The organism is Arthrobacter sp. UC242_113, assembly GCF_044054585.1.
Classification (GTDB): Bacteria; Actinomycetota; Actinomycetes; order Actinomycetales; family Micrococcaceae; genus Arthrobacter.
Window position 1 is genome coordinate 1,907,685 of the sequence record NZ_CP171968.1, and the last position, 22,988, is coordinate 1,930,672.

The 22,988-nt window shown below is 66.7% G+C and carries 18 protein-coding genes and 2 tRNA genes; 3 read left to right on the top strand and 17 right to left on the bottom strand.

Annotated features, from left to right (window positions below):
• Nucleotides 1–28 precede the first annotated feature (28 nt).
• A complete protein-coding gene (gene leuD, locus ACHMXB_RS08585; RefSeq protein ID WP_395404459.1) occupies nt 29–631 on the bottom strand; it encodes a 3-isopropylmalate dehydratase small subunit in 603 nt (200 codons plus the stop codon).
• Nucleotides 632–640: 9 nt separating this feature from the next.
• Nucleotides 641–2,095: a 3-isopropylmalate dehydratase large subunit gene (leuC, locus tag ACHMXB_RS08590; RefSeq protein ID WP_395404461.1), complete on the bottom strand. Its 1,455-nt coding sequence runs from the start codon at nt 2,093–2,095 to the stop codon at nt 641–643.
• A gap of 111 nt (nt 2,096–2,206) precedes the next feature.
• Here leuC and ACHMXB_RS08595 point away from each other — a divergent pair, with 111 nt between their 5' ends.
• From ACHMXB_RS08595 to ACHMXB_RS08605, 3 genes are all read left to right on the top strand, one after another.
• The gene (locus tag ACHMXB_RS08595; RefSeq protein ID WP_043420062.1) at nt 2,207–2,926 is read left to right on the top strand and encodes an IclR family transcriptional regulator; all 720 of its coding nucleotides are present in this window, start codon (nt 2,207–2,209) and stop codon (nt 2,924–2,926) included.
• A gap of 204 nt (nt 2,927–3,130) precedes the next feature.
• Entirely contained in the window at nt 3,131–4,807 is a 1,677-nt protein-coding gene (locus ACHMXB_RS08600) for an HNH endonuclease (RefSeq protein WP_395404463.1), read from the top strand.
• A gap of 56 nt (nt 4,808–4,863) precedes the next feature.
• Entirely contained in the window at nt 4,864–5,415 is a 552-nt protein-coding gene (locus ACHMXB_RS08605; RefSeq protein WP_395404465.1) for a DUF1697 domain-containing protein, read from the top strand.
• Nucleotides 5,416–5,421: 6 nt separating this feature from the next.
• On the opposite strand, the gene ACHMXB_RS08610 is transcribed toward ACHMXB_RS08605, so the two are convergent.
• The 15 genes from ACHMXB_RS08610 to ACHMXB_RS08680 all read right to left on the bottom strand — a co-directional run bounded on the left by ACHMXB_RS08610 (nt 5,422) and on the right by ACHMXB_RS08680 (nt 22,966).
• Nucleotides 5,422–7,035, bottom strand: coding sequence for a GTPase (locus tag ACHMXB_RS08610; protein ID WP_395404467.1), 1,614 nt, complete (start codon nt 7,033–7,035; stop codon nt 5,422–5,424).
• A complete protein-coding gene (locus ACHMXB_RS08615; protein WP_395405193.1) occupies nt 7,032–8,801 on the bottom strand; it encodes a dynamin family protein in 1,770 nt (589 codons plus the stop codon). The genes ACHMXB_RS08610 and ACHMXB_RS08615 overlap by 4 nt, the downstream gene beginning before the upstream one ends.
• A gap of 173 nt (nt 8,802–8,974) precedes the next feature.
• Nucleotides 8,975–9,047: transfer RNA gene (locus ACHMXB_RS08620), tRNA-Glu, on the bottom strand.
• A gap of 130 nt (nt 9,048–9,177) precedes the next feature.
• Nucleotides 9,178–9,249 (bottom strand) — tRNA-Gln (locus ACHMXB_RS08625).
• Between the two features lie 162 nt (nt 9,250–9,411).
• Nucleotides 9,412–10,164, bottom strand: a complete 753-nt coding sequence (locus ACHMXB_RS08630; RefSeq protein WP_395404469.1) for an HAD family hydrolase — start codon at nt 10,162–10,164, stop codon at nt 9,412–9,414.
• Nucleotides 10,164–11,675 carry a glutamate--tRNA ligase gene (gltX, locus tag ACHMXB_RS08635; protein WP_395404471.1) on the bottom strand — a complete coding sequence of 504 codons (1,512 nt, stop codon included), beginning with the start codon at nt 11,673–11,675 and terminating at the stop codon, nt 10,164–10,166. Before gltX ends, ACHMXB_RS08630 begins: the two co-directional genes overlap by 1 nt.
• Nucleotides 11,676–11,756: 81 nt before the next feature.
• A complete protein-coding gene (locus ACHMXB_RS08640; protein ID WP_111905966.1) occupies nt 11,757–12,533 on the bottom strand; it encodes a fumarylacetoacetate hydrolase family protein in 777 nt (258 codons plus the stop codon).
• A gap of 18 nt (nt 12,534–12,551) precedes the next feature.
• Nucleotides 12,552–13,352: an MBL fold metallo-hydrolase gene (locus ACHMXB_RS08645; RefSeq protein ID WP_395404473.1), complete on the bottom strand. Its 801-nt coding sequence runs from the start codon at nt 13,350–13,352 to the stop codon at nt 12,552–12,554.
• A gap of 129 nt (nt 13,353–13,481) precedes the next feature.
• Nucleotides 13,482–14,594 carry a branched-chain amino acid aminotransferase gene (locus ACHMXB_RS08650; RefSeq protein ID WP_395404475.1) on the bottom strand — a complete coding sequence of 371 codons (1,113 nt, stop codon included), beginning with the start codon at nt 14,592–14,594 and terminating at the stop codon, nt 13,482–13,484.
• Nucleotides 14,595–14,694: 100 nt separating this feature from the next.
• Complete coding sequence (locus ACHMXB_RS08655) at nt 14,695–15,747, bottom strand: 3-isopropylmalate dehydrogenase (RefSeq protein ID WP_395404477.1); 1,053 nt, start codon at nt 15,745–15,747, stop codon at nt 14,695–14,697.
• Between the two features lie 69 nt (nt 15,748–15,816).
• Complete coding sequence (locus ACHMXB_RS08660) at nt 15,817–16,530, bottom strand: class F sortase (RefSeq protein ID WP_395404479.1); 714 nt, start codon at nt 16,528–16,530, stop codon at nt 15,817–15,819.
• A 176-nt stretch (nt 16,531–16,706) separates the two neighbouring features.
• Nucleotides 16,707–17,450: a hypothetical protein gene (locus tag ACHMXB_RS08665; protein WP_395404481.1), complete on the bottom strand. Its 744-nt coding sequence runs from the start codon at nt 17,448–17,450 to the stop codon at nt 16,707–16,709.
• 374 nt (nt 17,451–17,824) lie between these two features.
• On the bottom strand, nt 17,825–19,384 hold the full coding sequence (metG, locus tag ACHMXB_RS08670) for a methionine--tRNA ligase (protein ID WP_395404483.1): 1,560 nt from the start codon (nt 19,382–19,384) through the stop codon (nt 17,825–17,827).
• 34 nt (nt 19,385–19,418) lie between these two features.
• A complete protein-coding gene (locus ACHMXB_RS08675; protein WP_111905958.1) occupies nt 19,419–20,174 on the bottom strand; it encodes an ABC transporter ATP-binding protein in 756 nt (251 codons plus the stop codon).
• On the bottom strand, nt 20,171–22,966 hold the full coding sequence (locus ACHMXB_RS08680; RefSeq protein ID WP_395404485.1) for an ABC transporter permease: 2,796 nt from the start codon (nt 22,964–22,966) through the stop codon (nt 20,171–20,173). The genes ACHMXB_RS08675 and ACHMXB_RS08680 overlap by 4 nt, the downstream gene beginning before the upstream one ends.
• Between the last annotated feature and the right edge of the window lie 22 nt (nt 22,967–22,988).

The window sequence follows — 22,988 nt, forward strand, 5'->3', positions numbered from 1 at the left end:
GCCTTTGGTGATGCTTGATGATAATCGGTCAAGAAGTCCTGGCCGGGAGTGTAAGCGGCTTAAAGGACGGCCGGGTGGCTTCGTAGGCCGTAATGTCCTCCTCGTGCTGCAGGGTCAGTCCGATGTCATCGAGGCCCTCCAGCAGGCGCCAGCGCGTGTAGTCGTCGATCTCGAAGGGCGCAACCACGTTGCCGCAGGTGACGGTCTTGGAGCCGAGGTCAACGGTCACCTCGGTTCCGGGTGCGTTCTCGAGGGTTTTCCAGATGAGCTCGATGTCATCTTGGGCAACCTGGGCGGCGAGGAGTCCCTGCTTGCCCGAGTTGCCGCGGAAGATGTCGGCGAAGCGGGAGGAAAGGACGGCGCGGAAGCCGTAGTCCTTGAGCGCCCAGACGGCGTGCTCACGGGAGGACCCGGTGCCGAAGTCGGGGCCGGCCACCAGGACGGAACCGGCGTTGAACGGCTCCTGGTTCAGGATGAAGGAAGGGTCCTTGCGCCACGCTGAGAACAGCGCGTCTTCAAAGCCGGTGCGGGTGATGCGCTTGAGATACACGGCGGGGATGATCTGGTCCGTGTCGACGTTGCTTTGGCGCAGCGGGACGCCGATACCGGTGTGGGTGGTGAACTTTTCCATGGCGTCTTCCTAGGCGGCGTCGGTGGTGAGGGCTGCGGATGCCGGTGCCGGATCGAGGTCCGACGGCGAACTCAGCGTTCCGCGGACGGCCGTGGCGGCTGCAACCACAGGAGAAACAAGGTGCGTGCGGCCGCCCTTGCCCTGCCGGCCTTCGAAGTTGCGGTTGGAGGTAGAGGCACACCGCTCCCCCGGCTCCAGCTGGTCCGGGTTCATGCCCAGGCACATGGAGCAGCCGGCAAAACGCCATTCCGCGCCAAAGTCCTTGAAGACCTTGTCCAGGCCCTCGGCCTCGGCCTCCAGACGTACCCGTGCCGAGCCGGGGACCACCAGCATCCGGACCGTCGGGTCCTTCTCGCGCCCGCGGACGATGTCCGCCGCGGCCCTCAGGTCCTCGATGCGCGAATTGGTGCAGGAGCCCAGGAAGACGGTGTCCACCCGGATCTCCTTCATGGGCGTTCCGGCTGCCAGGCCCATGTACTGCAGGGCGCGCTCCGCGGCGGCCTTGGCGTTCTCGTCGCCGAAGTCCTCCGGGGACGGTACGTTTGCCGACAGCGAGACGCCCTGGCCGGGGTTGGTGCCCCAGGTGACGAACGGCTCGAGGGTGTTGGCGTCCAGGTCAACCTGGACATCAAAGACGGCGTCGTCGTCCGTGCGCAGCGTGTTCCAGTAGTCGACGGCGGCGTCCCACTCGGCGCCCTGCGGCGCGTGCGGGCGGCCGTTCATGTAGGCGTAGGTGGTCTCATCCGGAGCCACCAGGCCGGCGCGGGCGCCTGCTTCGATGGACATGTTGCAGATGGTCATCCGGGCGTCCATGGACAGCGCGCGGATGGCGGAGCCGCGGTACTCCAGGACGTAGCCCTGGCCGCCGCCGGTGCCGATCTTGGCGATGACGGCAAGGATAATGTCCTTGGCGGTCACACCGGGGCGCAGCGTGCCCTCGACGTTGATGGCCATGGTCTTGAAGGGCTTGAGGGACAGCGTCTGGGTGGCCATGACGTGCTCCACCTCGGATGTGCCGATGCCCATGGCCAGCGCACCGAACGCGCCGTGCGTGGACGTGTGCGAGTCGCCGCACACCACGGTCATTCCGGGCTGGGTCAGTCCAAGCTGCGGGCCCACAACGTGCACGATGCCCTGCTCGGCGTCACCGAGGGAATGCAGGCGGACGCCGAACTCCTCGCAGTTGTTGCGCAGGGTCTGGATCTGGGTCCGGCTGGTAAGATCAGCGATCGGCTTGTCGATGTCCAGCGTCGGGGTGTTGTGGTCCTCAGTGGCGATGGTGAGGTCCGGGCGGCGCAGCTTGCGGCCGGCCAGGCGGAGACCCTCGAAGGCCTGCGGGGAGGTCACCTCGTGGACGAGGTGGAGGTCGATGTACAGAAGGTCCGGCTGGGCGTTGGCGCCTTCGCCGTCGCCTTTGCGCACCACGTGCGCATCCCAGACTTTCTCGGCCAATGTTTTGGCCATGGCCATCTCCCTTCGATGCTGTTTGCTGTCATATCCACTGAAACAGCAGACCCCTGTAATAAGCCAGTCAAATGATTTGCATCTCAGATAATGAGACGGCAATATCAATACATGGACAACTCTAGTGGAGTCGGTGTCATTGATAAAGCAGCGCAGGTGCTCGATGCACTTGAGGCCGGGCCCACCACTCTTGCGCAGCTAGTCGCTGCCACGGGGCTGGCGCGGCCCACCGTGCACAGGCTCGCGCTGGCACTGGTCCACCACCGCCTCGTTAGCCGGGACATCCAGGGACGCTTTGTCCTCGGCAGCCGCCTCGTTGAGCTTGCCTCCGCCGCCGGCGAGGACAGGCTGATCGCCTCTGCAGGGCCGGTTCTCATGCAGCTTCGCGACGCCACCGGCGAAAGCGCCCAGATTTTCCGCCGCCAGGGTGACTGGCGGGTCTGCGTTGCCTCCGCCGAACGGCCCATCGGGCTGCGCGACACGATTCCCGTGGGAACCCAGCTGTCCATGAAGGCCGGTTCGGCCGCCCAGGTCCTGCTCGCCTGGGAGGACCATGACCGCCTGCTGGAGGGCCTGCAGTCCGCGCGTTTCACGCCCACCGTTCTGGCGGGAGTACGACGGCGGGGCTGGGGCCAGAGTCTCGGCGAGCGGGAACCCGGGGTCGCCTCAGTCTCGGCACCCGTGCGCGGACCGTCCGGCAGGGTCATCGCCGCCGTCTCCATCTCCGGCCCGATCGAGCGCCTCACCCGGCAGCCCGGCCGGCTGCACGCGGAGGTCGTCTGCAACGCCGCCCGCGTCCTGACCGAAGCGCTCCGCAAGAATAACGACTGATATCACTCAGCTGAACACGCCGTCCAGCCGGTTTTTCATCATGCACCCAGCTGAGTAGCAGCACAGGGCGTTCTCAGCGCTGGGAACGCCCTGATCTGCTACCTGGTTTTCGTTCTCAGATGATTCAAAAGAACTTTTGGATCCATCCCGCATCTGGTGCCTGATCAGCCCTTAAATGTCGTAGCCCCTTGGCAGACTGTTTTCATGGAAGGCATCGGGAATTCGGCACTGACAGCAGCGGCGCCGCGCGTCGTTCTGCAGGCTGCCGCGATTCCCGCCACTCTTGTTATAGACGCCCTTTTTCCTGGCGCCGGGTTCCCCTCCGATGTGTTCCCCGAGGATGCGTTCGCGGACGACGGCCTTCCGCATGACGACGACCTCGGCGCCGTATATCCGGCATCGCTTCCCGAGGACCCGTTTCCTGAGGCCCTGTTTGTCGACCGCCCTTTCGACGGGTATTTCTTGTTTGACGACGGGGTTTCCGACGGCGCCCCTCCAATAACCCCCGGCTGGTTTCTCCCGGCAGCTGACCTCACCGCCGACAATGCAGGACTGATTGACCAGGTCCGCGCCTACGAGAACGTCAAGTGCTGGGCCGCCGGGCAACAGGCGCGGCTTTCTGTGACCTTCGAGGCCAGGCTCCGCCAGGAGTCCACCGTCCGGGTGCCACTGGGCGCTGAGGACCTGGGCAAGGACCGCGGCAAAGACCAGGGCCTCGGCGCGGCTGAGCAGATCGCACTGGCCAGGGGCGAGTCCCCAAACCGCGGACAACGGCTGCTCGGCACGGCCACAGCCCTGGTGCAGATGCCCCACGCCCAGGCAGCGCTGGACACCGGGCAGCTGAACGAAGAGCGCGTCATGCACATGGTGAAAGAGACCGCCTGTTTGAGTGTCGAAGACCGGACAGCCGTTGACGAGGAACTCGCCGCCGACACAGGTACGTTCGTTGGTGCCGGGACACGGGCCGTCATCGCCGCTGTCCGCGCCGCAGCGATCCGCAGGGATCCCCGCTCCGTCGCCCAGCGCGCCAGCCACGCCGCCTCGGAGCGGAGGGTGAGCCTGCGCCCGGCACCGGACTGCATGACCTACCTGTCAGCGCTGCTGCCCGTCCACGAGGGCGTCGCAGTTCTCGCGGCGCTGACCCGGAACGCCGACACCCTCCACGCCGTAGGCGACCCGCGCTCCCGCGACCAGATCAAGGCAGACACCCTGGTCGAGTCGATCACCGGCACCCCCGGCGGCATCACCGGCATCGAGCTCAACGTAGTCATGACCGACCGGACGCTCCTCCAAGGCGACCCCGAACCCGCCCGCATCCCCGGCTACGGCATCATCCCCGCCGACTTCGCCCGCAAACTGCTCACGCGAGGACAGGAAGACCAGGTTCGTATCCAGCCCGCTGCGCCAGATTCAGCCAAGAGCCTGAAAGAACTCAAAACCTGGGTCCGGCGGCTCTACACTGCGCCCGGGACGGGTGCCTTGGTGGCCATGGACTCGCGACGGCGGCTCTTCCCGGCACCGCTGCGCCGCTTCATGCAGATCCGCGACGACACCTGCCGCACGCCCTATTGCGACGCCCCGATCCGCCACCACGACCACATCATCCCCTGGCACAGCGACGGCCCCACGTCACTAAGTAATGGCGCGGGACTGTGCGAGGCCTGCAACCACACCAAAGAACTTCCCGGCTGGAAAGCCCAACCCAGACCAGGGCCGCGGCACACCATCGAAATCACCACACCCACCGGCCACACCTACCGCTCCACCGCACCGCCACTACCCGGCTCCAGACTGTCCGGATGGGGTCTGGGTGAAGCCAAGCTGTCAGGAACCCGTTCATACGAAATACACCATTCCGAACAGGACGGCCCGGCACCCTAATGAGCCGGGCCGGGACGCACGGGCGGTAGCACTCGATCGGGCAGTAGTGTGGGCGCATGACCAGCTACGCAGTGTTCCTCCGCGGCATCAACGTGGGCGGCATCAACATCAAGATGGCGGACCTCAAGGAAGCCCTGCAGGGGGGACCGTTCACCGGTGTGAAGACGCTGCTGGCCAGCGGCAATGTGGTGCTGGCCAGCGAACTCGAGCCTGCCGCCGTCAAGCAGGAATTCGAGACAACCCTGCGGAAGGCCTTCGGCTATGACGCGTGGGTGGTGGTGGTGACGGCGGACCGCGTAGCGGAACTCGTGGCTGCCTGCCGCTACCCGGCCGACGACAAAACCACCCACACCTATCTCACCCTGGCCTCGGACCCGGCCGCCCTGGACGAGCTCTTCGCTGCGGGGGAAGCCCTGGACAGCGTAGAGCAGGAGCGGCTGGGTCCCGAGGCCCTGGCATGGCTGGCGCCCGCGGGCGGTACGCTCGAGAGCCCGTTCAGCAAACTGACCGCCAAGCCGAAGTACAAGGCCTCCACCACCACCCGGAACCTGCGCACCATGATCAAGGTCCGGGACGCCGCCGCAGCACTGGAGACGGCGGCCGGCTGAGTAGAACTAGCCGCCGGCAGCCCGGAGCGCCGCGTTGAAGGCCTCCAGCCGACGGACCTCCGCCTCCACCGGTTCCACCACAAGCCTGCCAGCTACCTCGGCCACCGCGGCGTTGAGCCGCTTCCTCGCCCTCGCGCCGCGGCGCCGAGCGACGCCGGCAGAGATGAATTTGGCCGTCACGGCAAGCAGGATCCCCAATGCAGCTCCCCCGGCAATCAGCAGGGTGGGGATGGGCCAGCCTTCCACCCGGGGCACCTCCGGTACGGGCAGCTGCAGGTAGCCGAGCCCGGCCAGGACACCCAGCCAGCCCAGCCCCGCCACAGCCGCGAGCAGCGCGAGCCACTGGATCACATTGAATGCACCCCACCACCAGGACCTCCGTCCCGCAGCGAGGTCAGCGCCGGCAATGGCCTGGTCAAGGGCATCAGGCAGCCGGTCCCTACCCGCCCGGGCCGCCGCGCGGATGGATGCCCGCCAGGGGCCCGGGGCTCCGTCACTGGCGGCATCGGCAAACTCGCGGACCGCAGCATCGGTCCGCGCGCGCTCCGGAGCCCCGGCGGGCGGCAGGGACGTCCGGTTCACCTCGGGGCTGGCGTCACGGCGGAGGTTGAGCCGGCGGAGCGGATCAGGCCTGAAGCGCACAAGCCACCGCGTGACCGGCCAGCCCGTGCGCCGGGTGGACTCGATCCGGTAGGACGCGGACACTGCAGCGGCAACCAGGGGTACGTTGGCCGCCGTCGCCAGTTCATCACCAAGCCGCGCCACGGTCCCGCCCCTCACGCCAGCGGCGTCCCCCCGGCCTGCCGCTTCCTCCAGCTGCGCCGCCGCCTTGGTCACGTCCGCGGAAAGCCGCAGTGACAGAGCTTCCCGCTGCGAGACCACGCGGCGGATGGCGGCCCTGACGCCGTCGACACCCGCTCCGGTCAGTGCGGATGCCGCCAGGACCTGGACCTTGCCCAGCCCGTCACGCGCCAGGAGACCCCGCAGCGATTCCAGCACGGGCGCGACGTCCGCCGCGGGAAGCCTGTCCACCTGGTTGAGCACCACCAGTGTGACGGCGCCGTGTGATGCCAGCGGCGCCAGGAAGCCGTTGTGGACGGCGGCGTCGGCGTACTTTTGCGGGTCCAGCACCCAGACCAGGACGTCCACCATCCCCACCAGCCGCTGGACGATCTCCCGGTTAGCGGTGCGCGTCGAGTCGAAGTCAGGCAAGTCCAGCAGGATCAGCCCGGCGTCCTCGTCGGCGAACCCGTCCACCGCTTCTGCATGGTGGCGGGCACGGACGTCCAGCCAGTCCAGCAGCGGCTCACTGCCGTCGGCGCCCCACACACTCGCCAAAGGTTCGGAGGTGGTGGGCCGTCGCGCCGCCGCCGTCGCGATTTCAGCGCCGTTCACGGCGTTGAACAGGGTGGATTTTCCGCTTCCGGTCGCCCCGAAGAAGCCCACCACCGTATGGTCGGCGGAGAGCGCCCGGCGCGACCTGGCACGTTCCAGCACCCCGACGACGTCCTCGAGGGCGGCGTCGGGAAGCACGCCTTCGGCCAGTTCCCGGGCCGTGCCCAAAGCCTCGAGCCGGCCCTGGAGCCGCGTCTCTTCCTTCGCCCTCCCCCGCCGGTTCACGTGGCGTCCGCCAACCGTGTGAGCGCCCGCGCATGTTCGGCGAGCCCGACGGCGGCCTGGCCGGCCTCCGGGGCCAGCCGGTCCAAAAAGCGCTCCTGCTCTGCCGCCAGCAGGCTTCGGCACCTGCTGCTCAGATCGTCACGGGCGGTACGTGCGAGCCGTCGTACGGCGTCCTCGCCGAAGACGGCTTCGAGCAGTTTCTGGCCTACGACGGCGGTACCTCCGGCGACGCCGATCTCAAGACCGGTCAGCCCGGCAGTCATGGAGAACACCACGATCATCAGGGCCGCTCCGAGCCCGTTGATACCGAAAGAGAGCCAGCGCGCCTGGGTCCGCTTGTCCTGCCCTTCGGTCCGGATGAGTTCCATGAGGCCGGCCTGCCAGTCGCGTATTTCCGCCGCCACGAGGTCCGCAAAGCCGGGGCTCGTACCCGAGAGGTCGTCCGTGCCTAAAAGCTGCCGGCCTGCCGGATCCGAGCGCCAGCGCTGGTCTGCGTCCTCCGCCGCCTTGGCAGCTTCATCCACTATGACGGCATGGAGCCCAGTTTCAATGGCGGTTTCCACTTGCACTGCGGGCACCGGCTCGCCGCGGAAGAACGCCCCAAGCCGGTCGCGGAACCGCCCCACGTTCTGCTCCAGGCCGCGGAAGAACTCGCCCGTTCCCACAAAATCCTGCCAGCGGGCCAGGACCTCGCCGCGCAGGAGCGCGCCATCCTTGGTGGCGTCGATGATCCGGGTTCCCGCGTCCTGGTAGGCGGCCCGTACGTCGTCGCCCAACAGGGTGGCCGCGCGGCCCTGCTCTCTCGCGGCGTCGGCGATGCGGCCCACACGCTCGCTAAGCTCCCGTACGGCGCCATGCAGCGTCCGCCGTGCGATGTCAGCGCGGGCAGCGGCGTCGTCGGCAATGCCGCGAAGCCAGGCTTTCAGGGGTTGCACGGTTTCCGCCGGAAGCATGCCGGAGCTGCCGAGGGCGACTTCCGGGATGACAAAGAGACGGGCGGCACCAAGGCCTTCCCTGGCCAGCATGCTGCGCAGGTCCTCGCTCACTTCAGCTTCCGCCGCCGGAGGCACGCGGTCGAGGACCACCGCCACCATGATGTCCCTCGCCGCCGCGTTCAGCAGCAGCTTCCACGGAACGGCGTCAGCGTAGCGGTTAGCGGTGGTCACGAATATCCACAGGTCGGCGGCCGCCAGCAGCTGCCCGGCGAGCCTGCGGTTCTCGTCGGAGACGGAGTCCACGTCCGGAGCATCAAGCAGTGCGATGCCCTCCGGCACGGCAGGGTCGCCCGCCAGGACCAATGACGTGACGGGCGCGGTGTCCGTTGTGGGTCCGGCCGGGCCGGCGGGTGCGGCAGCGGCGGCAGGCGTGGCGGCAGAAGTGGCGGCCGCAGGGACGACGGTTCCGCGGATCCGGCTGAGGCCGGGCAGTACCCGCTGGTCCTCGAACCAGTCAGCTTCCGATGGGTGGTGCAGCAGGATGGGCTGGCGGGTGGTGGGCCGGATGGCACCGGCACGTGTCACCGGATGGCCCACCAGAGCGTTAACGAGAGTCGATTTGCCTGCACCTGTTGAACCTCCGACGACGGCCAGCAGTGGAGCATCAAGGCTGCGGTAGCGGGGCAGGACGTAGTCATCGAGCTGGGCCACAGAGTTCCGGATCTCCAGCCGCGCCTGTTCGGCCGTCGGCAGGGCGAGCGGCAACGAGACAGCAGCCAAATCGCGGCGGACGTCCTCCAGGAGGCGCACGCCGGCAGGCTGCGCTTCCATGTCCTGGTCCTGGGTTGGCGGGATCCGGTCGGAGGTCACAGCCTCATCATGCCAGTTCAGGCCGGGTTTGGGTCGGACCCGCGCGTTGGCGGCCGCCAAACAGCCAGCGGGCCCACGGATTTTTCCGGCAAAGCAAAACCGGCCCCGGGCTGTTGCCCGGAGCCGGTTACTTGTGACCCCAGCGGGATTCGAACCCGCGTTACCGCCGTGAGAGGGCGGCGTACTAGGCCGCTATACGATGGGGCCATGTACTTTCCGATCAGCGTCTCCGCCGATCAAGCCAAAGTAGTGTTTCACACATTTGGCTTTGTTCCAAATCGATGATTTTCGATTCACAACACCTGAAATTCTGCGGAAAATCCGAAGAGATTCAGAGCTGGGATACCAGGACTCGAACCTAGAATGACGGTACCAGAAACCGTAGTGTTGCCAATTACACCATATCCCAATGGCACTTTCGGGTCGGTCGAAAGTCTTTATCTTTCGCTCCGTGCCCCTCAGCACGAGTAATTACTCTACCCGAGAGTTTTGCCCCGCACAAATCGGCGGGCCGTTACCTGCGCCACACTTTGAGTAGGCCGCAATGGGCGCAGGCAACGGACCCTGCCGGCTAGCTGGAGCCGGCCGGCAGAGCCAGCAGTTCCAGCAGCGAGGCAATCTCCTGCCCCTGAAAACCCGGAGCCTGCTCCCCGCTGCGGTTCAGCCAGATGCCCAACAGTCCTGCCGCCGTCGAGCCCTCGGCGTCCAGGAGCCGGTTGTCCCCGATGTAGAGCGTGGTGGCGGGCGTGCTGCCGATTAGCCGGACGCCCTCGAGGTAGATGGCGGGGTCCGGCTTGGGGACGCCGACGGTATCGGTGCCCACCAGGAACCGGATGCGTTCCAGGCCGGCGCTGTCCAGCTTCACCCGCTGGTAGTCGTGCACGTTGTTGCTCACGGCCCCGTACGGGATACCGGCCTGGTCCAGGGCGTCGAGGAACGGCAGCACGTCCTCGTAGGCCCGCACGTAGCTGGGCTGCAGCCGCGAATAGGTGCTGAGCCAGTTGTGCGATTCCTCCCCCTCGCCCATTTCGACGCCGAAGTGGCCCAGGGCAGCGCGGCCCCGGAGCAGACGCTGCTCGTTGAAGGTCAGCTCACCGGCGAGGTAGCGGTCGTAGTAGTGGGTCGTCTCGTGTGTGAAGATCCGCCCCACCTTCTCCCACCCGGCCTGGTCCAGGCCGGGAAGAAGGTGTTCGCTGGCGTCCCGCAACGCCGTGGTCATGGCGTAGGCAAGGTCCACGAGGGTGTCGTCAATGTCGAACAGGACCCCGCTTACCGCCCCGAGGCTGCGGGACAGGACGGTGGTTTCCACTGTGGGCTGTGACATCAGCCGCGGAAAGCGCGCAGGCGGGCCAGGGACGATTCCTTGCCTAGGATGACCATGGACTCGAACAGCGGCGGCGAGATCCGGCGGCCGGAGATCGCGGTGCGTACGGGACCGAACGCGAGCCGGGGCTTGATGCCGAGGTCCTCCACCAGCGCCTGCTTCAGTGCGGACTGGATGTTTTCAGCATTCCAGTCGCTGATCGGCTCGAGCGCGGCCAACGCCGCGTCGAGAACCTCGGTGACGTTCTCCGGCAAGCCCTTGCGGGCGTCTGCAGCGACGTCGATCGCGTCGTCAGACTTGAACAGGAACGCCAGCATCTCCGGGGCTTCGCCGAGGAGGGTGATTCGCTCCTGGACCAGCGGCGCGGACTCCGTCAGGATCTCCTCCTGGCGGTCGGTAAGGATCTCCCCCACCAGGCCGGCGTGACGGAGGTACGGGACCAGCCGCTCGCGGAAGACTGCAGGGTCCAGCAGCCGGACGTGTGTTCCGTTGATCGCTTCGGCCTTCTTGAGGTCGAACCGGGCCGGGTTGGCCAGGACATCGTGGATGTCGAAGTTTTTCACCAGCTGTTCCACCGTGAAGATGTCCTCGTCGGCGCTCAGGGACCAGCCGAGCAGGGAAAGGTAGTTCAGCAGCCCCTCGGGGATGAACCCGCGCTCCCGGTGCAGGAAGAGGCTTGATTCCGGGTCGCGCTTGGAGAGCTTCTTGTTGCCCTGGCCCATGACGTAGGGCAAGTGACCGAACTCCGGCATGTATTCCGCAACGCCCACGGAATACAGGGCCCGGTACAGTGCGATCTGCCGCGGTGTGGAGCTGAGCAGGTCCTCGCCGCGGAGAACGTGCGTGATCCCCATGAGGGCGTCGTCCACCGGGTTGACCAGAGTGTAGAGCGGTGCACCGTTGGCACGCACCACGGCGAAGTCCGGGACAGAGCCGGCCTTGAACGTGATCTCGCCACGGACCAGGTCGGTGAACGTGATGTCCTCGTCCGGCATCCGCAGGCGCAGCACGGCTTCCCGGCCCTCGGCCTTGAACGCCGCGACCTGTTCGTCGCTGAGGTCACGGTCAAAGCCGTCGTAGCCCAGCTTCGGGTCCTGGCCGGCGGCGCGGTGGCGCGCTTCGATCTCATCCGGCGTCGAGTAGGACTCGTAGATGTGGCCGCCCGCCCTGAGCTTGGCGATGACGTCCTGGTACAGCTCGCTCCGCTGCGACTGACGGTACGGCGCGTGGGGCCCACCCACCTCGACGCCCTCGTCCCAGTCGATGCCGAGCCACTTCAGCGCATCCAGCAGCTGGTGGTAGCTTTCCTCACTGTCGCGAGCCGAGTCCGTGTCCTCGATGCGGAAGATCATCTTGCCGCCGGTGTGGCGGGCGTAGGCCCAGTTGAACAGCGCCGTGCGGATCAGCCCGACGTGCGGGGTGCCCGTGGGTGACGGGCAGAAGCGGACGCGGACGGGCGTTTCGGCGGTGACGGCAGGAATGGCAGCTGGAGCGGCGGAGGGGGTAGTCATAGTGGTACCAACTTTACCAACCGGGCACCGCTGCCCCGTCCCCGGCGGCGCTGCCCGCTGGGAGCGCCGCCGGGTGCACAGCTAGCGGCGGACCACGGGGTTCGACAGACGGCCGATGCCCTCGATCTCCACCTCGTACCGGTCACCGGCCTGGACGAGGCCGACGCCAGCGGGCGTGCCGGTCATGATGACATCCCCGGGCAGCAGGGTGAAGGCGCTGGAGACGATGGACACCAGCTCGCGGACGCCGCGGATCATCTGGGTGGTGCTGCCGTCCTGGCGGAGTTCGCCGTTGAGCCGGCCCTTGATGGACAGGTCCTCGGGGTCGAGTTCGGTTTCGATCCACGGCCCAAGCGGCGCGGAAGTATCGAAGCCCTTGGCCCGCGCCCACTGCAGGTCTGTTTTCTGGACGTCGCGGGCGGTGAGGTCGTTGCCGCAGGTGTACCCGAAGATCACGTCGTCGGCACGCTCTTCGGGCACGTCCTTGCAGATGCGGCCGATGACGACGCACAGCTCCGCCTCGAAGGAGACTTCCTCGGAGAACTCCGGCAGGACCACGGGATCGTTCGGGCCAACCACGGAGGTGTTGGGCTTCAGGAACAGCAGCGGCTGCTGGGGCACCTCATTGCCGAGCTCGTGGGCGTGCTCCACGAAGTTCCGGCCCACGCCGATCACCTTGCTGCGCGGAATGATGGGCGCCAGCAGGCGGACATCCTCCAGCTTGTGCCGCACGGAGGTGCGTTCCACGCCGTTGAAGAACGGATCGCCGTTGATGACAGTGATTTCCTCACTGCCGGGCTGGCCTTCAACAACGCCGTAAAGGGGATCAGAATCGACTACAAACCGGGCAATACGCATGGCTCCAAGCCTACAGTCTCAGTCCCTCTCCCTCAGGAGGCGCAGGTATTCCAGCTGTGCCGCCACGGAATTCTCGGCGGCGCGCCGGACGGAAGGGTCGACGTCGGCATAAACAACGCTGGTGACCTCAGCGACGGCGGCGTCCGGGCCGAGGCCGGCGAGGGCCGTTCGGATCTGGGCCAGCCGGTCAAGCCGGTGGTCCCGGTAGGCGCGGACCACCGCGTCGAGTGCGGGCAGGACAGGGCCGTGGGCAGGCAGGACGGTGGCCGGCCCCAGCCGCTCCAGCCGGTCGAGGGAAGCGAGGTAGTCCGCCAGCGTGCCGTCCGGATAGTCCAGCACGGTGGTCCCACGGCCCAGGATGGTGTCCCCGGTCAGTACGGAGCCGGCAGGTCCGTCGAGGGGCAGATGGAAGCAGACGGAGTCGGACGTGTGTCCCGGTGTGGAAACCACCCGGATCTCCGTCCCGCCCGCAGCGATCGTTTCCCCGGACTGCAGCACGGCTCCCCCATGGCAATGCTCGGAAGAGGCGGCCCGGACGGGCGCGCCGGTGATTTCCGCGAGCCGGGCGGAACCGGCGGTGTGGTCCGCGTGCCGGTGCGTGACCAGGATGAGCTCCACGGGTCCGGCCGCGGCCAGCGCCTGAAGGTGAGCCTCATCCAGCGGACCCGGATCAACCACCACCGTAGCCGCGTGCCCCGGCTCGCCAATGATGTAGGAGTTGGTCCCCTCCAGGCTCATCGGCCCCGGATTGGGAGCGAGGCGGAAACGCGTCAGCGGGCTGCTGGAGGTAAAGGCGCTGGTGATGTTGTCCTGGTTCACAGGTTTCATTCTGTCACCAGGGAAGAATAGGCAATGGGGCAGAACGACGGCGGGCGGCCGGTGGGCTGCCGAAACAGCCCAGCCGGCCACCCGCCGTCGTACGCTTACAAATTAACTGGCCGCAGCGGCTCAGGCGAGCCGGGTCAGCCAACCATGGGTGTCCGCGACCGCGCCGGTCTGGATGCCGAGCAGCTGCTTCCGGATGGCCATGGTGGTCTCGCCTGCCTTTGCGTCCTCGGAGCCGATGTACTCCGTAGCGTCCTTGAGAACGCCGATGGGCGTGATGACCGCGGCGGTGCCACAGGCGAAGACCTCGGCGATGTCGCCTGAGGCAACGCCGTCGCGCCACTCATCCAGGGTGATCTTCCGCTCGGTCACCTCGCGGCCCATGTCCTTGGCGACCTGCATGATCGAGGAGCGGGTCACGCCCTCGAGGATGGTGCCGCTCAGCGCGGGCGTCACCAGCGAGCCGTCCTTCAGAACGAAGAAGACGTTCATTCCGCCCAGTTCCTCAACGGCGTTGTCGTTGAACTGGTCCAGGAACAGCACCTGCTTGCAGCCGTTCGCCTCGGCCTCCTGCTGCGCGATGAGCGAGGCGGCGTAGTTGCCGCCGCACTTTGCAGCGCCTGTGCCGCCCCGGCCTGCCCGGGCGTACTCGCGGGAAATCCAGATCGAAATCGGCTTGAGTTCGCCGCCGAAGTAGTTTCCGGCAGGCGATGCAATGACGCGGAACGACACCTCACGCGCTGCCCGCACGCCCAGGAATGCCTCCGTGGCGATCATGAACGGGCGCAGGTAAAGGGCCTCGCCGTCGCCGGAAGGAACCCATTCCTTGTCCGCCGCCACGAGTTCGCGGATGGCGCCGAGGAAGTATTCGGCCGGAATCTCCGGAAGCGCCAGACGGCGGGCGGACTTGTTCATCCGCGCGGCGTTGGCTTCCGGCCGGAAGCTCCAGATGGAGCCGTCCGCGTGACGGTACGCCTTCAGCCCCTCGAAGATTTCCTGCCCGTAGTGCAGCACAGCGGCCGACGGGTCCAGCATGATCGGCCCGTAGGCCTCGATCCGGGCATCATGCCATCCGCCGTGGCCGCTGGCGTCGACCGTGTAGTCAACAATCGCAGTGTGGTCGGTGAAGTGGTCGCCAAAGCCTGGGTTCGCCAGGATGGCTGCACGCTCCTCAGCAGACTTCGGGGTGGCCGAGGGCTGCTGGGTGAATTCGACGCCATGGGCAGTCTGAGTCATGGTTCCTCCACGGTCGGCTGCCTGGCATCTGAACGTGGTTCAGCATCGGACCACGGCAGCGATTGGTAATTCAGGTCAAGCTTACGCCTGCTGGCGGACGCTAAACGGCCGCCGCGATGGCGTCACCGATGGCGCTTGTGCTGCGCACTTCGCCGTTGCGGCTTTCGACGTCGGCCACCACCGCTGACTCGATCTTCCGGGCCGCATCGGGATAGCCCAGGTGGTCTAGGAGGAGGGCTGCCGACAGGATTGCCGCGGTGGGGTCCGCCTTCTGCTGGCCGGCAATGTCGGGTGCGGAACCGTGAACCGGTTCGAACATGGACGGCGCCGTGCGGTCCATGTTGATGTTGCCCGAGGCCGCCAGTCCGATACCGCCGGTGATGGCGGCAGCAAGGTCGGTGATGATGTCGCCGAAGAGGTTATCGGTGACGATGACGTCGAAGCGGGCGGGATCGGTGACCATGAAGATGGTCGCGGCATCGATGTGCAGGTAGTCGTGGGTGACCTCGGGGAATTCCTTGGCCACGGCCTCGACGGTGCGCTTCCACAGGTGGCCGGCAAAAACCAGCACGTTGTGCTTGTGAACCAGGGTCAGCTTCTTGCGCGGGCGCTCGTTGGCACGCCGGAACGCATCCCGGACCACGCGCTCCACGCCGTGGGCCGTGTTCAGGGAAACCTCGGTGGCCACCTCGTGCGGCGTGCCGGCGCGCAGGGTGCCGCCGTTGCCCACGTAGGGGCCCTCGGTGCCTTCGCGGACCACGATGAAATCGATGTTGCCCGGTTCAGCCAGCGGGCTGCCCACCGTGCCGTAAAGCCGTGAGGGGCGCAGGTTGACGTAGTGGTCAAGGCTGAAGCGCAGCTTGAGGAGCAGCTCGCGTTCGATGAGCCCGGACGGAATTCGGGTGTCCCCCGGCGCAGCACCGATGGCGCCGAAGAGGATGGCGTCGCGCGTCTTCAGGTCCTCCAGGACAGCATCCGGAAGGGTCTCGCCGCTCTCAAGCCAGTGCTGGGCACCGAGCTTGTAGTGGGTCTGGTCAAGGGTGACGCCCTCAGCGGCGACGACCTTTTCGAGAACCTTCAGGGCTTCGGCGATGACCTCCGGGCCGATGCCGTCGCCCGGGATGACAGCGAGATTGATGGTAGATGCGCTCATCTTTTCAGGGTAGCCAAACCATCCACATTCTGGTCAAGCCGTCTCAGCATCCGAACAGCCGCGCTGGCCTTACCGCCCCGCCGGTGACGCCACGACAGCAACGTTCCTGCCCCAGAGGTCCTCCGTATAGCAACTGATTAAAACCAGGCGGTTGGGGACGACGTTCCAGATCGGGCTGTCCTTCAGGGTCGACTTGGTGTAGGTGGTCACTGAGTCGACCCTGTACTTGAGTTGCCCTGCCGCCGTGTACACGGTGAACACGTCTCCGCGCCCTGCGCGCGTGCTGAGCCGGTTGAATGGAGCGTCAAGGCCTTCCCAGCTGTGGCCGACGACGTAGGTGGTGTTCCGGGAACCGGAACCGGGCATTCCGTACGGGGTGAGCCAATAGCCGTCCAGGGTCTCCGGGGGGACTATGGACTGCGATTCCACGTCGCTGCTGCTAGGCTTCAGCGGCTGCACCGCGACGTCCATGCCGATGGCCGGATAGATGATGCGCTGCGGAGCAGTTCCGGGACGGGCCGGCACGCCCGCTATGGCCGCCTTGCCCGCCGCAGCCGTTAGCCGGACGGCCGGACTGGCGCTGCCTGCAGGAGTGGGTGCCGACGGCTCGGGCGGCATCGCCGCCGGTGCAGCCGGTGCCGCCGCTGCAGCCTCTGCCGGCACGCCATGAACCTGGCGCGCTGGCGGGTGCGTCGCTGTGCCTGCGTACAGCATCCAGGATCCCAGCAGCCCCACAAGGCAAAGGGCCAGCACCGCCAGCTCGACGCGGCCGAATGTCCGCACGCGACTGCCTCCTGGAAGCCGGTGGCGACTGCCTTGCCGGGTCCGTTCCTCTCGGCGTCGGCGTCCTTCCCCCTGCCGGCGATGCGCTGCCATATAGCTCCTTTGGCTCACAGGCCCTGCCTCCCGATGATCCGGGGCGGGAGCCTCGGGGGGCCGAGGCACCCGCCCCGGTCTTGTTATGCCTCCGGCTTCCTGGAACGGATTCCGCTCCTGGCGAGCACCCCTGCGGCCAGTGCCGTGAACAGCCCCGTCATCGCCGCCAGCCATCCCGGAATGCCGGCACCAGGTTCGGAGCCCGCGCTCGCGGCAGTCTGCACGTTCAAGCCGGCGTTGTCCGCGACGGGGACAAGCGCGGCCGCAGCGGGTGCCGGTTGCACTGCCGGGGCAGCCACCGCGGGCTTGGCCGCCGGTTTCGTGACCGGCTTCACGGCGGGCTTTACGGCCGGCTTCGCGATCGGCTTCACAACCGGTTTGACCACCGGTGTATTCGGTGTCACAACCGGGGGTGTTACCGCCTCCTGGTTGGGCGCTTCCTCGTTCGGCGGCTGTTCCGCGGGTGGCTCCTCGTTCGGCGGTTGTTCCGCGGGTGGCTCCTCGTTCGGCGGCTGTTCCGCGGGTGGCTCCTCGTTCGGCGGTTGCTCATTGCCACCGTCATCCGTGGAGCACTCACCGTCGTCGTGGCCACCGCCGGGGCCGCTGTTGCCGTTGCCATTGTTATTGCCCGGGCCGCTGTTCCCGTCGGCGTGGCCATTCAGGCCGTTTTCGTTGACGGTCAGATCGACGGTCGGGTTGCTCCCGGAACCAGTCTCGTGGCAGATACTGACCATTCCGTCTGCCTGCCCGTTATTGGCGCTCGCCGGAAGCGTTGCCCCCAGAAGCCCCAGACCCACAAGCCCCGCCGCTGCTATCGTTCGTTTCATTTCCTGTCCCTCCAACCAGCCGGATCAGACTAAGAGGACCGCAGGGGCATCCGATTTCCGTGGGACGCTGTTGCCAGCCATACGGAGGGACTAGGACAAATACACCCCGGCGCGTCGTCAGTCTGTTTGCCTTTTCAGCGTAGGATCTGACTCTTACTGCGTCCTGAGTAGTGCGTACCCCTTCTTTTTCGGCTGCCTACTTGGGGCAAGGTGCTTTTCACCTGCGCGAAACGGCTGAGCACTTGGACGGCTCGGCCGGCAGTACTTACAGGCGTCCGCTGTACTTAGGGGCTCCGGGTGCCCAGACGCAAAATGCCCCCGTTTCCCGATCCGACGAAGCAGATCAGGACATGGGGGCATCAGGCGGACAGGGCTCAGGCGTCCGCGGGTTCCTCGTACTTCGGGAACACCGGCGCGGGGGCGGGCAGGTCGCTGCCGGCGACGATCGGCGTCGCGATGGCAGAGAACTCCCGGGCCGTTCCTTCCGGCTGGCCGAGGTACCCGAGCAGCGCGGCGGACGCAGTGGGCATGACCGGCTGGGCGAGGATCGAGACGATGCGCAGCACCTCGAGGGTCACGTACAGCACCGTCTGCATGCGTTCGACGTCGGTCTTCCGCAGCACCCAGGGCGCCTGCTCGGCGAAGTACGCGTTGGTGTCCCCCAGTACCGTCCAAATCGCCTCCAGCGCACGGCTGAACTCCTGCTTTTCGAAGGCCGCCCGTGCCTGCTCCAGCAGCGAGTTCGCCTGACCCAGGATGGCAGCGTCCGCCTCCGTGAACGCGCCCGGCACGGGTACCCGGCCCTCACAGTTCTTGGCCACCATGGATAGTGAGCGCTGTGCCAGGTTTCCGAAATTGTTCGCCAGGTCCGAGTTCATCCGGCCCACGATGGCCTCGTGGTTGTAGCTGCCGTCGGCGCCGAACGGAACCTCGCGCAGGAAGAAGAAGCGGACCTGGTCCAGGCCGTACTGGGCCACGAAGTCCGCCGGGGCAACGACGTTACCGAGGGACTTGGACATTTTGACGCCGTTATTGTGCAGGAACCCGTGGATCATCACCCGCTTGGGCAGCTCGAGGCCCGCGCTCATGAGGAAGGCCGGCCAGTAGATGGCGTGGAAGCGCGAGATGTCCTTACCGATGACGTGGACATCGGCCGGCCAGTACCGCTTGAACGACTCGGATTCCACGTCCGGGTAGCCTGCGCCGGTGAGGTAGTTGGTCAGGGCGTCCACCCACACGTACATGACGTGCTTTTCGTCGCCGGGGACGGGCACGCCCCAGTCAAAGGTGGTGCGGCTGATGGACAGGTCCTCGAGGCCGCGCTTGACGAAGCTGATGACCTCGTTGAAGCGGGACTGCGGCGCGCCGAACTCCGGCTGTGCCTCGTACAGGGCCAGGAGCTTGTCCTGGTAGGCGGACAGCCGGAAGAAGTAGCTTTCCTCAGCGGTCCAGGTCACCGGGGTGTCGGTCTCCTTGGTGTACCGGGCGCCGTCCTCCTTCACCACGGTGTCGTCCTCACCGTAGTAGGCCTCGTCCCGGACGGAGTACCAGCCCTCGTACTTGGACAGGTAGATGTCCCCGTTGGCTTCCATCTTCTTCCAGATGGCCTGCGAGGCGGTGTAGTGGTCCGCGTCCGTGGTGCGAATGAACCGGTCGTAGGTGATGCCGAGGGCGGCGTGCGCGGCCTTGTAGATTTCCGCGTTCCGGTCCACGAGTTCCTTGGGCGAGACACCTTCCTTTTCCGCGGCCTGCGCGATCTTCAGCCCATGCTCGTCCGTGCCGGTCAGGAACTTCACGTCATAGCCGTCGAGCCGCTTGAACCGGGCCATCGCATCCGTGGCGATGTACTCGTAGGCGTGGCCGATGTGAGGAACGCCGTTCGGGTAGGTGATGGCCGTAGTGATGTAGAAGGGGCTCTTGTCTGAGGAAGTCACGGGCGGAACGTTACCTTTATGCGGAGGGATGGATCTAGATCAGTTCGGTCAGCGTATCGCTGAGCCGGACCAGTTCGTGGTCATGTGACGCCACGAGGACTGCAATGCCGTCAGAGGTCGTGTCCTTGAGGATGCTGATGATGCGGTTGGCGGAGGCCCGGTCCAGGCTCGCCGTGGGCTCGTCCACCACCAGGACGCGGGTGCCCAGGATCAGAGCGCGGGCGATGGCGACGCGCTGGCGTTCACCGCCCGAGAGCTGCTCGGGGCGGTGCCGCATGCGGCGGCCGAGGCCCACGAGGTCCAGCAGGTCCTTGGCCATCTCACGCCGCTGCTCCACCTCGCCGTCCGGAACCGCCGGCAGGAGCACGTTTTCGAGCGCGCTCATGCCGTCGATCAGGGCACCGCCCTGGTCGACATAGCCGATCAGGGCCCGGCGGCGGTCGGCGATCTCGTCGTCGCTCATGGTTTCAAGCGAATCGCCCTCCCACAGCACCCGGCCCGACGTCGGCAGGGTCAGGCCCGCTCCGACGGTCAGGATGCTCGTCTTGCCCGAGCCGCTTCGGCCCGCCACGCAGTGCATCTCCCCCGCGTTCAGGGTGAGGTCAAAGCCCTCCACGACGCTGACGGCGTCGGAGCCGTTTTTGCCCCCGCCGTAGCGGATGGTGATGTTGCTCAGCTCCAGCGGGGTGGCGTGGTCAGCTTCCTTGACGATGGTGTTGGCCCGGGTCTGGACCGGGGTTACAGCCTCATTGTTCCCGCGCACGCGGCGAAGGTTCAGGTCGTTAGTCATTTGACCACTTTCGTTGCAATCGGAATCCAGCAGAGAACAGCCACGAGCCCGGCCACGGCGGCCCACAGCGCGGCGTAGGGGGCAAGAACAAGGCCGATGCCCAGGGCGCCGAGGATACCCAGCGGGAGGGCAACCGCACCCACGAGGGCGTTTTCGAAGAAGCGGACCTGGCCCAGCATGTCGGGGTTCCAGCCCATCGCCTGCAGCGTGCCGAGGTAACGCCGCTTGGCCTTCAGCTCGAAGCGCCCGGTGACCAGTGTCAGCAGGAGCCCCACCGCCACGCCGGACAGGCCGAGGATGATGCTGGGCAGGGCCACGCTGGCGGCGGCCAGGCCGCTGAGCGCACTGGCGCCGGCGGCACGCGGAATGTCGATCAGCAGGGCGATCAGGCCACCGACTGCCGAGCCGAACACGCCAACGGCAACAGCCAGCGAGATGGCGTTGAAACGGTGCGTGCCCAGCTGCCGGTTGGCGAAGGTCAGCGGCGAATCGACGGCGATGAGCTTTTCATCGTGCTGCGGCTCCTGGTCGACCACCTCGCGGTGGCGCAGCTGCTGGGCGGCGAAGAAAGCCGCTCCCAGGTACAGGGCCAGCACGGACGCCGAGACGATGGCGGTGGCGATGTTCCAGCTCAGGAGGCTGAGCACAATGCCTGCCACGGCCAGCAGCCCGGCGCCGACGGCAAACTCCTCCAGCACCCAGGACCGGATGCGGCGCTGGGTCCAGCCCATGGCGCGCAGCGTGCCGGCTTCGCTGCGGCGCAGCCGCACATAGCTGACAGTCGAGGCGCCGGTCAGCAGCGCGGCACCGCAGAGGGTGAGGAACAGCAGCGTCAGGTTCGTCGCCGTCAGCGAGCCGGCAACGGCGTCGGCCGCGTTTTGCCTGACCCACGACTGCTGGACAGTTCCAAGGGCGGACTCCTTGCCGGCGTCGTCCTTGGAGTAGCCGGGAACGAAGATGTTGGCGTCCTCGCGGGCAGAACCGGCCACAACCGTGGCTTCAAGACCCATGTCCCGGATCTCGGTGGCGAGCTTGTCCACCTCAGGCTGGACCTGCTTCCAGCTGCCGGCGGCGCTGGCCCGGACGCGGACGGCGTCGATAACGGAGGCATTCTTCTCGTAGCCGCGGGCAGCAGCCAGGCCGTAGTAGTCGGTGATGGCGCCGGCCGACTGGCTGACGAGTCCGGTGGCGCTCAGGGAGGGCTTGAGCGCGGTGTCCGCAACGTCCTTGCCGTGCGCGTCCTTGCTCAGGGTCATGGGCGTGGGATCGTAACCGCCGAGAGGAAGCCGGTTGACATCCCCAGCCGCTTCCTGGACGGCGGCGGGATCGAAGGTGCCGTAAACCATCGCGAGCGGGGTGGCCAGCTTCTTGCCCGTTTCCAGGTTTTCCCGGTAGGAGCGCTCGTCAACGGGATTGCGCTGGGTCTGGTCCACGGCCTCGCCGTTGGCGCTCTTCTCCGGCAGGCGGTTCACGGTGACCCACTCGCCGGGGGTGGCGGTCTTGTCCTCGGCACCGTTGCCTGCGGTGGAGCCGTCCGTGTACTTGGGGGCGGAGGCGAAGTTGGTGCTCCAGGTGGCGGGGCTGTAGAGGCCGCGGCTGAAGTTCGCCGAGTTGCCGAGCAGCTTGGAATAGTCTGTGGAGCCGGGCCAGGACAGGGCGAAGGGCGACTTGGAGACGAAGGGCAGGTAGTCCTTGTCCAGAGAGCGCTCAGCGGTGCCGACTTCCTTGACCACGTTTCCGGAGTCGTCGATCTCCTCGATCTTCACGGAGTACTTCAGGTCAACCGACGTGCCGGAACGGACGATCAGCGGGATCGCCTGGGAATCCTCGGTGAGCTGCCCGTTGCGCTTGGCCTGCTGGTACTGGGTCATGATGGGCGCCCAGTACTTGAGCTTCACGCCAAGGAAATCAGGACCTTCCTCGAGTTCCTTCATGCCGATGCCCGTGGTGAAGAGGCTCTCCAGGTGCTGGCCAACCGCCTCGGCGCTGCGGGCGTCCGCCGGCGGTGCCTTCTCCAGCGGCGCCAGGAAGTCACCGGAGGTGCCCAGCAGGGCACGCTCGGAAACGGGGTCGACGGCGACCACGGACTCCGTGACCTCCGGCGCCATGGGCAGGGCAACAGTGAGATTGAACAGGTTGTGCTCGGATCCGCCGGCCGGGGCCGGGAACTTGATCCCAGTCTCGCCTTCGGGACCGGCGATCTGGATGCTGTTGCCTCCCTCGACCTGCTGCTCCACGAGCTTGCCCTTGCCGAGGGCGCCCTCGGCAGTGGACTTGAAAAGTGTGTGCTGGGAGGACCCGTCGGAGCTCGTGGCACTGGCCGTCAGGCGGTACTTCTTGGGGGTATCGCTAAGCACGGACTGGGCTGCCGGCCACTTGCTGGGATCGGTGCCGCCGGGCTGCCCCGCGGTCGCGGTGCCAACGAGTCCGGCGTTGAAGCCCAGGTAGTCCATGGCCTCCAGGCGCGGCGTCTCGAGGTTTTGCGTCACGCGCGAGACCAGGCTGATGGGCGCGGCAACGGACGTGCCGGACAGTTCCCGGATCTTCTGCAGCTGGTCAAAGCTGATGCCGCCCTGACCCGTGGCAATTTCCGGCTGCATGAGCGAACCATCAGAGCCCGCCTTGGCCTGGACCAGGATGTCGTAGAGCCCGCGCGAGTTCTGGTCCACGGTCCGGTTCAGCGCTGCCTGCGACTGGGTCTGGACGAGGACTGACAGGCACATGGCGAAGATCAGAATTGCAGCGGTCAGCAAAAGCACTTTGCTTCTGATGAACCTCTGGACGGCGTTCATTGGGCTCCCTGAAACCTGGATT

What these genes read in the sequence shown, in the direction of transcription:
- leuD (WP_395404459.1), bottom strand. Translation starts at nt 631, where the DNA reads ATGGAAAAGTTCACCACCCACACCGGTATCGGCGTCCCGCTGCGCCAA.
- leuC (WP_395404461.1), bottom strand. Translation starts at nt 2,095, where the DNA reads ATGGCCAAAACATTGGCCGAGAAAGTCTGGGATGCGCACGTGGTGCGC.
- ACHMXB_RS08595 (WP_043420062.1), top strand. Translation starts at nt 2,207, where the DNA reads ATGGACAACTCTAGTGGAGTCGGTGTCATTGATAAAGCAGCGCAGGTG.
- ACHMXB_RS08600 (WP_395404463.1), top strand. Translation starts at nt 3,131, where the DNA reads ATGGAAGGCATCGGGAATTCGGCACTGACAGCAGCGGCGCCGCGCGTC.
- ACHMXB_RS08605 (WP_395404465.1), top strand. Translation starts at nt 4,864, where the DNA reads ATGACCAGCTACGCAGTGTTCCTCCGCGGCATCAACGTGGGCGGCATC.
- ACHMXB_RS08615 (WP_395405193.1), bottom strand. Translation starts at nt 8,801, where the DNA reads ATGGAAGCGCAGCCTGCCGGCGTGCGCCTCCTGGAGGACGTCCGCCGC.
- ACHMXB_RS08630 (WP_395404469.1), bottom strand. Translation starts at nt 10,164, where the DNA reads ATGTCACAGCCCACAGTGGAAACCACCGTCCTGTCCCGCAGCCTCGGG.
- gltX (WP_395404471.1), bottom strand. Translation starts at nt 11,675, where the DNA reads ATGACTACCCCCTCCGCCGCTCCAGCTGCCATTCCTGCCGTCACCGCC.
- ACHMXB_RS08640 (WP_111905966.1), bottom strand. Translation starts at nt 12,533, where the DNA reads ATGCGTATTGCCCGGTTTGTAGTCGATTCTGATCCCCTTTACGGCGTT.
- ACHMXB_RS08650 (WP_395404475.1), bottom strand. Translation starts at nt 14,594, where the DNA reads ATGACTCAGACTGCCCATGGCGTCGAATTCACCCAGCAGCCCTCGGCC.
- ACHMXB_RS08655 (WP_395404477.1), bottom strand. Translation starts at nt 15,747, where the DNA reads ATGAGCGCATCTACCATCAATCTCGCTGTCATCCCGGGCGACGGCATC.
- ACHMXB_RS08665 (WP_395404481.1), bottom strand. Translation starts at nt 17,450, where the DNA reads ATGAAACGAACGATAGCAGCGGCGGGGCTTGTGGGTCTGGGGCTTCTG.
- ACHMXB_RS08675 (WP_111905958.1), bottom strand. Translation starts at nt 20,174, where the DNA reads ATGACTAACGACCTGAACCTTCGCCGCGTGCGCGGGAACAATGAGGCT.
- ACHMXB_RS08680 (WP_395404485.1), bottom strand. Translation starts at nt 22,966, where the DNA reads ATGAACGCCGTCCAGAGGTTCATCAGAAGCAAAGTGCTTTTGCTGACC.